At 43.1% G+C, this 13,482-nt stretch carries 7 protein-coding genes; all 7 read right to left on the reverse strand.

Annotated elements, in window-relative coordinates:
• On the reverse strand, nucleotides 1–285 hold the full coding sequence (locus MKX42_RS25265; protein WP_340755518.1) for a hypothetical protein: 285 nt from the start codon (nucleotides 283–285) through the stop codon (nucleotides 1–3).
• A gap of 12 nt (nucleotides 286–297) precedes the next feature.
• Nucleotides 298–651 (reverse strand): hypothetical protein, encoded by a 354-nt coding sequence (locus MKX42_RS25270; RefSeq protein WP_340755521.1) that lies wholly within the window; start codon nucleotides 649–651, stop codon nucleotides 298–300.
• A 65-nt stretch (nucleotides 652–716) separates the two neighbouring features.
• Nucleotides 717–1,385, reverse strand: coding sequence for a hypothetical protein (locus MKX42_RS25275; protein WP_340755524.1), 669 nt, complete (start codon nucleotides 1,383–1,385; stop codon nucleotides 717–719).
• A 172-nt stretch (nucleotides 1,386–1,557) separates the two neighbouring features.
• On the reverse strand, nucleotides 1,558–1,956 hold the full coding sequence (locus tag MKX42_RS25280; protein WP_340755525.1) for an Imm7 family immunity protein: 399 nt from the start codon (nucleotides 1,954–1,956) through the stop codon (nucleotides 1,558–1,560).
• 9 nt (nucleotides 1,957–1,965) lie between these two features.
• Nucleotides 1,966–11,694, reverse strand: coding sequence for an RHS repeat-associated core domain-containing protein (locus tag MKX42_RS25285; RefSeq protein WP_340755526.1), 9,729 nt, complete (start codon nucleotides 11,692–11,694; stop codon nucleotides 1,966–1,968).
• 25 nt (nucleotides 11,695–11,719) lie between these two features.
• Nucleotides 11,720–12,514, reverse strand: a complete 795-nt coding sequence (locus MKX42_RS25290) for a hypothetical protein (RefSeq protein ID WP_340755528.1) — start codon at nucleotides 12,512–12,514, stop codon at nucleotides 11,720–11,722.
• Nucleotides 12,515–12,528: 14 nt separating this feature from the next.
• Nucleotides 12,529–13,467 carry a hypothetical protein gene (locus MKX42_RS25295; protein WP_340755530.1) on the reverse strand — a complete coding sequence of 313 codons (939 nt, stop codon included), beginning with the start codon at nucleotides 13,465–13,467 and terminating at the stop codon, nucleotides 12,529–12,531.
• Nucleotides 13,468–13,482 lie beyond the last annotated feature (15 nt).

Below are 13,482 nucleotides of genomic sequence, written 5' to 3' on the forward strand. Positions count from 1 at the left end.
CTATCTTTCCTCTTGGCACCGAAGTGAATCACAGCTTACTAATCTCCTACCTATTAAATCGTCAGCGTTATATTCGCCTGGCTCTAATTGTATAGTCATGGATTCTGTAGGACTAATGTATTCATTCTTATTGACCAACGCTACTCCCTTCACTAAATAGGATTTAGAATTATCGGTTTCATCATGTAGAAATTCTCCTTCAAGGTTTCCATTTGGTTTTCCTTCAATGGCAACTATGTTGGCAACCTTGATAAAGAACGCTGTTTTGACCTCAATTGAAAACATTTTCTCACCTCGTCATTTCCCCAGTTCATTTAACTCTTGTGTCATTTTTCTCAATCTATCAATTGTCGCCCTTGTTTCAACATTTGGAATCCCATAAGATTTCCTGTACTTTATGAGCTTTTCAGCGGCTTCAATCTCTACGGTAACGGTAAGTACTGTTTTTGGTGTTTGGTCTGGTATTTTGCCTGCTCTGTATTGTGCAGTATGAATGAACTCTTCAAATACAGCAGAAGTCGTTGGATTCTGCTTTAATTGTATTGTCTTCTCATTCCAAGTGACAGCCTCTGCACCACGATAATCTAAATATCTTATTGCTTCTTCGGACTGGTCAATAACCCCTCCTTGTTTTTCAAATGCTTTTTTCATCCTATCAAATTTTACAGGGTCTATAGAACCAGATGAATACCCAGAACTTCTTGTAAGAGCTTCACTTACCCCTCAGCCTGCATCTTCAGGCCAGCTGAATTAGCCGCCTTAACCTCATCATCCGTTAGAGTGGTTGGAATACCTTGTTTTCTCAGTTTACTATACAGCCCACTCGGGCTGTTCGACAACATCTCCTGAACAGTCTGATTCCCTACTGCTGCACTAGTTTGCTGCGCTGCTTTTTGGATCGCTTTACTTCCGGCTATTTCTGCTGCATCCTTTCCCACAGCTGATGTGACAGCTTTTCCTGTTATTTTGGCTGCTATTTTTTCTGTTACTTGGATAGCACCTTTAACGCTAGATTTAACAAATGCGGCTTCACCAAACGTAGCAACGTTGAGGAGCAAGTTAGCAGAACCTGCGCTTCTTTGCAAGAACGACTTATCTTTCCCAAAGGCCAGTTTGGCATCGTCACCAATCATTAAGTTGTAGGTATTTACAACTAAGTTCTTCGTTCCATTTTTTATTGAATTAAATACAGATCCGCTGGCAGTATTCTTTGCAGAAGACTTCACAGGTACAGGATCTTTCTTGACAGATGTTTTAGCTGCCTGGACAACTTGTTCCTCTTTCTTTGCTTTTTTTAGATCTACTGCCAAAACTGTATTTTTCTGCTGCAGCTTTGATATTGCAGCGGCGGCTGCACTTCCTGCTGCTGATAATCCTGAAACCACTAGTTGATGCAGTCCATTTTGGTATCACGGTGAATCAAAGGAATTCATCTTTTTACAGCTATTACATGGATTAAATCTGCTATCAATTTAATAATTATTTCGTTCTTCAACCACACTTCACTATGAAAAAACCTTGAAAGGCACGAAGCCGATCAAGGTATGAAGAGGAACATTATTCGTTATCTTCAACTACCGGAACAAAAGGAGATAAAAATAAATCTTCTTTTAGTTGAATATTACCACGGGCTAAAACGAGTACTCTAAAGTTATTATCGTACCCTTCAATATCTTCATCGTCCCTTGTATATAGTACTCCGTAAGAACCTGATGAATGGTCTGCGATGAATTGATATAGCTTAATTATTTCCTCTGCCTCGGTAGTTTTACGATTCAAGAAGCCGCCCACAGAAAGATAATAATTACCATTAGAAGGGTAAACCTCCAGAAGCCCAGCACTCCAATTTAACTCTGAAATAAATTTTTGTATATTATTTACAATCATTTCCAAATTGCCTGCATCAGCTTCTGTAGTTGTCTCATGGATTGTTGCCCAACCGTGAAATTCATACATTATCCTCACCTACTTCAAAGGTTTTGTATCAATTAAAACTTTTATTCCATATCTACTGCTGTACTCATTCAGTTTATCAATTACCGATTGAGCAGGTTGCCCTTCAAAATGGTAATAAACCCTTCTACCAGTTTCCTGAGCAGCCTCGAATGTCGCTTTCATTTGGTCCCGAACACTTTTATTTACGGTATGGAGTGCAGGTTTAGATTGACCAACATATTGGTCATTAATAGCATCAAACTCTCTACTAGCGGGATCGTTGGAGAACTTAACGCGGGATTGACCACCAATTCTTTCAGCTAATGCATCTGCCGCTGCATCAGGTTTATTTACAACCACCAAATCCCCTGAGTAGCGACCTGCTTTACCAGCTCCCTCAGCCTGCATCTTCAGGCCAGCTGAATTAGCCGCCTTGACCTCATCATCCGTCAGAGTGGTCGGAATACCTTGTTTTCTCAGTTTACTATAAAGCCCACTCGGGCTGTTCGACAACATCTCCTGAACAGTCTGATTCCCTACTGCTGCACTAGTTTGCTGCGCTGCTTTTTGGATCGCCTTACTTCCGGCTATTTCTGCTGCATCCTTTACCACAGCTGATGTGACAGCTTTTCCTGTTATTTTGGCTGCTATTTTTTCTGTTACTTGGATAGCACCTTTAACGCTAGATTTAACAAATGCGGCTTCACCAAACGTAGCAACGTTGAGGAGCAAGTTAGCAGAACCTGCGCTTCTTTGCAAGAACGACTTATCTTTCCCAAAGGCCAGTTTGGCATCGTCACCAATCATTAAGTTGTAGGTATTTACAACTAAGTTCTTCGTTCCATTTTTTATTGAATTAAATACAGATCCGCTGGCAGTATTCTTTGCAGAAGACTTCACAGGTACAGGATCTTTCTTGACAGATGTTTTAGCTGCCTGGACAACTTGTTCCTCTTTCTTTGCTTTTTTTAGATCTACTGCCAAAACTGTATTTTTCTGCTGCAACTTTGATATTGCAGCCGCCGCTGCACTTCCAGATGCTGATGGACGTGAGCTACTAGTTGAGCCACTGTTTGATGTTGCCGGCGGCTTTGTTACCGTGGCTGGTGGAGTTGCTTTATTATTATTTGCTGGCGCCGACGAAGCAGACTTCTTCGAATTCTGTGCAGGCTTCGTTGGTGCTGGTGGCTCTTGTTTTGGAGGCGGTGTGGACGCCTTCTGCTTAGCCAGAAACAGATGCTCTTGGCGGTCCGCAGCAGCGTCGTTTCGGTTGATCTGGCTTTGAATGGAGCTTGCCGTTGCTTTGTGACCAGTCGGATCGATATACTGAATCGGATCATTATTGGCATAAGTGTAGAGATTGAGACTGAGCGGGTTATTGTCTTCCCCCCAGTAGCTGTCTTCTGACAGGAAACGCCCGATGTACGGATCGTAATAACGTGCCCGAAGGTAGTACAGCCCTGTCTCCCCATCATAATACTCTCCTGCATAACGGATGGATTCCGAATAGGACTCGATGCTTAAAACCGGATTACCAAAGACATCATAGTCATATTGGTTCTGCACTTCTCCTGCAGATGTTACAGTCTGCACAACATCTCCGTGTCCATTGAACAAATAATAAGTATATGCCTTAGCTTGATTCATTCTGGCAATATAGTTAATACCCCGGATGTAACGGGCGCTGAGCTTGCTGCCTCCGTCCATCTCCAGAATCACATGCTGACGGTCATATACATAATTCGTTTCCTTTGCTATATTCCCTGCTTTAGCACTGCTTACCGTTTTCTTTACTCGTAAGCCGTCTCCATTATAAACATAATCTACAGTTGTCCGGTCTCCCGCCTTCACCTTGACAGCTTTCGTTAATCGGTTGAACCCGTCATAGACTTGAGTTACTTTTTCGATAAGACTATTAATTTCTTTAGTCTGTGCCTCGTAAGTATCTCCCCCGGTAGACTGGTGCATTGCTGTTGTATGAGGCTGGGTATAGGCTGTCCGTTGGCTAAGCTCATTCCCGTTCTTATCAAAAAGATAATCTACAGTTTTGAGCAGCAACTCCTTCCCTGTTGTATCGCTCATCCGCTCTTCAAGCTTCATCAACTGATTACTTGAAGAATACTGGTATTCACTCTTCTTCAATTTATACTGAAGTGCTTGCTTGGTATCCGGGAAGATATAACTGCTAGGCTGCAGCGAGGTATAGGTCTCCAGCATAGACTGCCGATTTCCTGCCCTGTCATAGGCATAGACAGTCGTCTTTCCCGGTGCTTCTACCTGCTTAATACGGCCAGCATCGTCGTAGCTGTATGCCGTTGATCCAAAACTATCTGTCTTGGTAATCTGCCGGCCAGCATCATCATAGGTATAACGGTAACTGGAGATCTCAGAACCATTGTTCCGTTTGTTTGTTAAGGTTAGCAGACGATTGTTCAGATCGTACGTATAGACCTCCTTGAGACCATCTTCATACTGCACCATCGTACGGTTGCCATTCTTATCATAGGAATAGGCAGTTTCTTTACCATCATAGTCAACACGGGCCATCCGGCTGGACTTGTCATACTGGTAAGTTGTGGTGTAGCCCAAGATGTCTGTCACCGATTCTACATTTCCAATTACATCGTAAGTGTATTTGATCTGAACCTTACTGTCTTTACTAATCTGGAGCAGTTGATTCTGGGAATTATAAGTGTAGCTATACGTTCCACTCACATCATTCATGCCAGTCCGATTTCCAGCTTCGTCATAGCTAAAGTTAATTTTGTCCCCAGTCTCTACTACTCTCATCTCAGTTAACAGATTCTGATTACTATATAAATATAGTGTACTATTTCCCTGACGGTCGATCATACGCTGCTTGTTCAGTGCCAGATCATAGGTGTAACTGATGGTTGCATTGCCAGCATCCGTGACGGATTGCAGTACCCCAAAAGATCCATAGCGGTACTGGGTAACTTTACCTCTTCCGTCTTTCATGGACTGCTTGTTGCCCATACGGTCATAGCTATAGCTGACCTCCACACCCAGCGCATCAGTAACCTGAGTTAAACGTCCAGCATTATCATATTCATAGCGAATAGAGTTACCAAGCGCATCCGTTTTTTGAATAAGGTTACCGTAGATATTGTACTGATAAACAGTAGTGAATTTACTTGTACCATTTTTACTAGCTAATACCGGATCAATAGCAGCAGTCACACGATTGCCTAAATCATAATGATAAGTAATTCCATACCGGGAGCCATCCGTCTCTCCTGCCGCATAGCCTTTAGCATCAATGCTCTTGACCATATTGCCCTTCGCATCATAAATCTTCTTGCCGACCACTGTACCATATGGGTCAATGGTAAGAGATACTCTATTTAATTTGTCATAGGTGTATGACATACTGTAGCCCTTGGCATTGGTATCCGCGATTTTATTCCCTGCCAGATCATATGCTGTTGTAAATTTGTTGCCTTCCGGGTCAGTAACTACAGTAATCCGGTTAACTGGATCATACGCATACTTGGTTACGTATCCCCTCTCATCCTTATCCGAAATTTTATTTCCGGCCGCGTCATAGCTGTATTGTCTTACACTCTCTGTCGAACCTAGAGCACGAATGACCTTCTCCACACGGTTCATAGCATCATAGGTATAATTTATGGTGTATGCCTTTCGGTTAGCCGAATCAGAGGACAAGAATCCGTTTGCTCTAGGATCTGTTTCCTGAATTTTATTGCCAAGCACGTCATAGCTGTAAGTTGTAATCTGCATGATTTTATTCGGATAGGAAGAATCAAGTAGATCAGCTAGATTAGGCAAAGTTGAATAACCTTCAACGGTTGTCTTATCCAGCCATCCAATCCGTTTCACCATGCGGTTCTGGGAATCATACTCATACTGCTCCACATCCTTGAGATCGGAATCTCTTAACTTTTCTGATTTGATGAGATTACCATTCTTGTCATACTCCATGGATGAGCTGGCACCGCTGTTGTCAATGATGCCTTTAAGCAGATTGTTATCGAAATAGATATAAGTAGTTTCTCGGTTAGCAGAATCTTCTTTTGATCCCAATACAATCTTCTTAGTCATATTTCCTGCCGCATCATAATGGAAGCTCTCTACAGCGTAAATCACGTTTCTGCTCTCATCGAGTGCGAGCGGTGATTTTTTGTCGATGAGCCTGTTTCCGGCATCATAGTTGAACAGGGTTATGCTGTCTGCTTGATCTTTTACCGACACCAAATTCCCGTTAAGATCATACTTGTTTTCAACTGTATACCCGTAGGGGTCTTTTACAACCTTTTCTTTGCCAAATGAAGTGTAGCTGGTAGTAGTTACTGCTCCAAGCGGATTGGTCTCGGAAGTCTTTCTGCCCTGCTTATCAAAGGTATACTTGAAAATCCCACCATCTGCATAAATAATTTTAGCAGGTGTTCCGTCAGGATTGACTTCATATGAAGTCGTGTTGCCCCGTTCATCCGTTCGAGCCAGCAAATGATCAAGCACATCATATTCATACCGTTTACTGTCGCCCAGAACATTGGTTTCTTTAATCAGCCGGCCAAGCCCATCATATAAATAGGTTATACCTTTGGAAGAGCCAATATTGCCTGAGTACCTGAGACCATCCACTTTTTTGGACATCTGTCCCTTAGCATCATATTCGAGGTATTCCACGACCGTCCCTTCAGGAGATACTGTGGATAGTCTGCGGTTCATCTTGTCATAAGTATACGACATCCCCTTCATACTCAAGACCTGATTGGTACTATCCAGCTCTTTCTTGTATTGATTAGGTGAGATTTCCCGAATCAGATTACCACTTAAGTCATAGATGTATCGTGTTACAGCCAATCCGCCGTCTGCAGCGGGCAGACTTTTACGCAGCACACGATCAAGTGCATCATACTCATAGCGGGTTTGCATTCCAATGGAATTGGTCTCGGTTAGTACATTGCCCGCAGCATCATATTGATACAGCGTTGAACCTTTCATAGCATCGGTCTTCTTCAATAGCTGCTTATTATAATTATATTCAAATGAAGTTGTGTTCCCCTTAGCATCGCTCTGGCTTAACAATTGATCATTCTTAGAATAGGTATAGGTTGTTGCTGCCTCCAGACGGTCCACATATTCATTGTCAAAAATAGCTCCCGGTAAAAAACCTGCACTGATATCTGCAGTCTTAACCAGTAAAGCACTTTTGGTAAGGCGTGATCTGGAGTCATAGCTGTTCCGTGTAATATCATAGTTATTATCGCTACTCTTTTGATAAGTCGTAATCACATTCCCGGCACGGTCGTAATCCTGTTTACTCTCTCTGCCAAACGGTCCTGTAACCTGAATAACTCTTCCGCCCTTATCATAGATCTGCTGAGTAAGATCCCCCATGCTGGTCTGAGTTACGGCTCCATTTTTATTAGAGACAATGAGTTGAAAGGTTTCTGTCGAGAGCAATTTAGCAGCTTCATCATACTTCATTAGGGTAAACCGGTAATACGTATTGGTTTGATCCGCACGAATATATTCTTTTTTGGATATTTGATTACCCGCTAAATCGTAACCGTAGTAAATAGACTTCCCATTCTGGTCTGTGCTTTCCAGCAATTCGCCTTGCGATGAATAACGGAAGGACTCAGAGGTACCGTCTGGATATTCTATTAGGTAAGGAGAGCCAAAAATAGTATTGTAGCTTTTGGTCTGTTGGCCTGACTTATCCGTGTTAATAGTGACCCATTTACCTGTAAGATCATAGTCAACCGTTGTACGTGAGCCGTCAGCATAGGTTGTTTGCTTCAAACGGCCTCCAAGATCATAGAGATATGAAGTAGTATGACCAAGCTCATCCGTCTCGCTCAATACGTTACCAGAACCATCATAGATAAGCTGTTTGCCGATTTTCCCGATGCCCTGCTGTTTGTTATCATAAGCAGCCTGGGCTGAAATAATTTCAACAGGCTTATCAACAACATTGTATTGATATAACAGACCTATAGACTGCTCTGGATGAGTAGCATTATACCCTTCTCCATCGACATCTTTGATAAGGTTGCCCCTACCATCATATTCCTTGTAAGCAATGACCTCACGATTGGTTCCGTCAAAGGCAATAGTCTTTATTAACCGGTTCTCTGCATCATATATATTCTCAATGCCAGGAGCCTGTTCCATAGCAAGAGCAGAATATCTTGAATCCACAGTTTTTAGCAAATTGCCCATCGTATCATACTGATAACGGCTTGAATTCCCCAAAGGATCGGTTGTCCCAGTTGCGAAGCCTAATCCGTCGTAAGTATAAGAGGTTGTCCGCTCTGTTCCATCAATTACTGACGTCTCAGCAATCAGATTGCCGGACTTGTCGTATTGATAACGGCTGATTCTAGGCCCCTTGTCATTAAAAGGCTTGGAGCTAGATACCTTAAGATTTCTATAATTGTACGTATTCTCCTCAGTATCATAACCCGTACCATTGAATCGCCTCGTCTTCAGAAGGTTTCCTTCGAGATCAAATTCGTTTAAGGTCTGATAGGCCCCTCTTTCTACAAGTGATCCGTCCTCCCCTTTTTCTTTGGATGATCCTGTCTCTGACGTTATGTTTCCGGCAAAATCATATTGATAATTCTGTACAATCTGTTTAGCGCCAGTTGAATCTGCGTATTCTACAGTCTTAGTTTTATTCCCGTTTGCATCATACTCGTTAGATGTGTGAGAACGGTTAGCAGCGTCCAGGCTGACATATTGATCTGTCACTTGGTTAAGCGAATCATATGAAAAGGAGGTTATTGAAGAGTCCTTGTTAGCTCCTGCTGAATATAGCCCTTGCGTAAGTTTAATTCTGTTATTCACCGCATCATATTGGCTATTTGTATAGAAATAATCCGAAGTTCCCGCCTGATAGATTTTTTGAATGGTGTTTCTACCCAATCCATCGTAGATCCACTCTGTGATTTTCCCGCCGGGAGCTTTCTCGGAGACCGGTTGCTCCATCGCGTTATAGCCATATTCTGTCGTGTTACCCAGTGCATCAGTGGCGCTAATCTTTCTTCCCAAGGCATCATAAGTATAAAGTGTAGTATGTTTGCCTTCGTCAGTGTCTGTTATGAGGTTGCCGACATAGTCATAAGTGAAGGTTGAGGCGTAATACGTCTGACGATCCGGCGTAACCTCTTGCTTGATCAATTGGCTCTCAAGGTCATAGTAGTACCTTTTACCATAGCCTTCTTCATTCGTAATCGTCATAAGCATAGGAAACTGGGGAGAAGAATTGATCTGATAATCAATTTTCACAGCTGCCCTAAGCGCCTTATCATTGTCATAGAAGGATTTCTCCACAATCTGCTGATTGCTGTCGTAGGTATAGCGAGTACTGTGTCCATTACTATTCATTTCTTTAGTCAGATTGCCAAAAGCATCATATTGCAGGGAGGATAACCTCTCCCATGTACCTTGGCTATTGATGCTATGGTTCAGCAAATTCCCCTCAATATCATACTCATTCAGATACTTGTAATTTCCCGCATCCGTGTACTGTATCTTGAAGTTGGCATACGGGCTCTCCTGATATTCGTACTGCAGTGCCTTATTATCCGGCCGGATGTTCTTCAGTACGCGGCCTACTGCATCATATTGATACGATGTCTTGTTTCCATTCGCATCGATCTCGCTGACTATATTGCCGGTCTGCATATCATAGGCGTAGGTTTTGGCATAAGTCTTACCATCCGCCTGCTGATATTGTTTGGTCAGGTAAGCCCCTTTGGTATTAGTGCCATTGGCGTCGATGCCATATTCATAGTGAGTGGTGAAATCCTGTGAACGGTCATGGGCCGTTTTACGGATTAGATTGCCATAGGAATCATAGGCGTAATCTGTGATTAACCAGGGATTCGCCGGATCATTTGTGGCTTTGCTCTCTTTGATTACGTTACCTTTACTATCCAGCTCATAATTGGTCTGAGCCGTTGTATTGGGGTTGAGCTTCCAGGTCTTCTGGGTCAGAATATGATATTTATTAATATCATAGGTAAATAGTTCGGTGTGTTCATTGTTCACCGGATAACCTTTGCTGTCACGATCGGCAATCGGTCCGGTATGACTGGTCATATTGCCGTACTCATCATAACGGTAGTTCTCAATGCTATGAACCGGCTCACCTGTAGCCTGCCCGCCAGCCACTTGATAGATAAGAGTCTCCTGTTTCTTGACCAGCTTCAGCTCATCATGCTCACTGGTAACGGTCTCCTTGTGATTCTTTCCCAGCTTCTCAGTGAGAATCATTTCCTGATTACCGTTGTATGTATATTTGACAGTGCTGCCGTTAACATCTGTAATGGTTGTGTAGTAACGGTATGTATCTTTAAGATAGGCCTTATCATCCTGCTTATAGTCTACCGTGCCGTACCCGTCAGCTTCATTGGTATAGGTGTAGGTCTGCTTGTTATAGGTATCGGTTACGAATTTATCCAGAAAGTTTGGTTTGGCAGGATCGAGCCCTTTCTTGATCAGATCCTTACTCTCAAAAATCTTTCTGTATTGCATACTGCCTTCATTCAGCCGTTTGGTGTAAGTGTTATATACATAGCTCTTCGCCTTATTGCTCTTCACTTCATCTACCAGTACAAGATTCTCGTAACGGGAATACGCAGAATATTTATCTTTATTGAAGTAGGTGAAGCCCAGATCAGGCTGCTCATACCAGAACATGAATTTCGGTTTCGCATCCGTGTCATATACCCTTTGCAGCCGGGTTCGTATGACATGCTTGGAATCATTAACGAGCGCCGCTGACTTGTCATACACAATACTTTTATCGCCCGGAAGATGAACAATCACTTGGAACTTACCCTTTAGATCTCCGGAATCCGTATTATTGGGGCTTTGCGATGCGTTATAATAGTTGTTCGCATTTACAGGAGAATCAATGCTAATCGGGCCTACTGTGTAATTGAAATCCTCCTTGTATTCAATCGTGGTATCGCGGCCCACTGAATCCGTAATTTTGGAGATCAGTTTTTTGTTGATGGAATGACCATCCATATAATAACTCAAGGACTCATACTGAAAATTAATAGTGTTGCCATACCGGTCCACGATTCCCAAGATCCGGCCGTCTTCGGCGAAATAGGTATTCTTCCCATCCTTTCCTGTCATTACATACTTGGAGGTTCCGTCTGCTTGTCCATTCTGATAAGCGGCAGTCTCACGGACTACCACATCTTTCACAGTCTGGCCCTCCGGCAAAAATACATAGGCTCCGTCCAGATTCGCAGGCTTAAGACGGTATACATCTCCGCTGTCTGTATGCAAAAACTTATGGCTGGAGCCGTCCGAATTCACCTTCACTTCAATATTCGGGAAGGAGAAGCGCATACCCATGCCGAGGTTATATCTATCCTCATAGAAGGAGGAGGTTTTGGCATAAGAGAAGGCTCTGTCTACCCAGGCTCCGTCTACATAATTCACTTCCATCTCTTGCACATTCGCTGTTTCATTCTTATAAATTCGTTTGAATTCAAGATCTAGTCCGTTCTTGCCAGGCAGGACATAATCTGTCTGAGTAATGGTAAGTGAACCACTCTGAGGACTAATTTCGTCAATCGTTTCATTGGTTCTTAAATATGCCGGTGAGAGCATAGTATTGTACTTTTGTTTGGGACCTACCAGATTGTTCAATTGATCCTGTAAGGTCTCGGCACTTGCTGCCGGTAAGAAAAACATCATCAAGATAAAAGAAGCCAATGATATTCGGATACATGCTTTCTTCACAAAGCTACCCCCGTCTGCCTGTTAGTTATTGCCCGTACTTTTCCGTATAGGTCTGGGCCATGATCATTTCATCTGAAAAGCCTTGCGCAACTCTAGTAACAACAACTTTGGCAGACTCTCCAAGCTTCTGTGCCAGTACAAAAGCATGTGTAACCTGCTGCTCGGAAAGCTTACCATCCCCAGTATATTTACGAACTTCTTCCTCTGTTATCTGAACCCTCGGAAATGGATTTCCGCTGTACAATACCTTCTCCCGTTCAAAAACACTGCTCCATTTACCACTTTTCAGCTTCTCATTCAATAAATCTCCAAACAGCTTGCCGGTTACGAAAGATATCCTGTCCGCGATCATAATATCGTCAGAGGTTGCTCCTTGCACCTGCATTAGTAGCTCAAGTTCTTCTGATTCGAAGGATCTGGGGATAAACTCTTTATGTGTCTCACGATATTGTGTGAAAAGTGTCTCCCAGGACTTGCCTACGCTTCTGGCCTCAAGCATTGCGGTCCAATCATTCACATTACCGAAATTGTGGTATAAGAAGTCATACGCAGTTAATACCGCAGCACGGCTATAACCGCCAGCAACCAGCTCTTCAATCTGCTTACGGTATGTCTCTTGAACACTGAATTCTTTCAGGAACTGATCATATGAACTCTGGACCACTTCAGACTGTACAGGTCCAGCGTTCATTCCATGACTGTCTTCAGTCTCCGCTTTAGGAGTAACGGCCACTTTGGCATAGGCTAATACCCCTGCCTGGAACACCAATACCAGAATGATTATAAAAGCGGAAATCCGAAGTACCTTGCGTTTGTTCATTCCTCTTAGCTCCTCTATTTGTAATTAGGATTCATTGCCTGAATTTCTTGTCTGACCGCTTCACCCGGATTTTCCGGCCTCACATCCTGCACCGTAGGCGGGTTAATATCCGGAATCAGCGATTCCTTATCTTCGGTTACAAAATTATTGGGGTCAGGTTTCCTCTCTGCAACTTCAAGATCGGGTGCTGCCTTCCCCCGCTGTAATTGCTCCAGCATCCTCTTCTCAAGAGAGTCCAGCGTTACAATCTCACTCTCTTTTAGAGTAATGGTTTGTTGTTCTTTATTTTCCTGATACTGTTTGGGATCAGTAATGTAGTCCTTGAGATTCAGCCCAATCTGAAGAGACAGTATATATTCATTCATTACAGCCTCCATGGAACCGAACTCCTGTTGCAAGGTAAGCAGGAGCGTAACCGCCTCTCCCTCATTAAATTGCTCGTTAATTGTTACGTACGCAGACTCTACATCCTCCTCAGCCGAGCCGGAGAGTTCTGAGGATGCTTCCGGCTTTTCCACAATTGATGCTGCACTGCTGACAACTTCTTTTAACTGCTGCATAGTTCTCTCCGTGAGCATTTTAGCTTCCATGATCTCGTCATCCTGGAAGCCTTTCTGACGAAGCTCCTTAAGTAATTCCTCACCCAGACCAGCCTCATGAAGCAGATTTGAACGCCCCTGCTTGTCTTCCGTATTGTTCGCCGGAAGCTGCTGCTTCAGAGTCTCCGTAATTTCATTCCATGAAGAACCTGATTTTTTCATTTCCATAATCTTTACTGCCGCAACTCCGCTCAGGTTAGAGAGCTCTGCAGCCGTCTGTTCATCTTGTTGCTGGGAAGACTCTTGTACTGCTGAATCCCGGTTAAGTCTTGGAAAGGTCACAATCGCTGCTTCAGACAGCAACGCCACTATGATTGCTATGGATATATATCTGTATTTTCGCTTGCGGATCATTATCATTCTCCTTCA

The organism is Paenibacillus sp. FSL R7-0204 (genome assembly GCF_038002225.1).
GTDB lineage: Bacteria > Bacillota > Bacilli > Paenibacillales > Paenibacillaceae > Paenibacillus_AQ.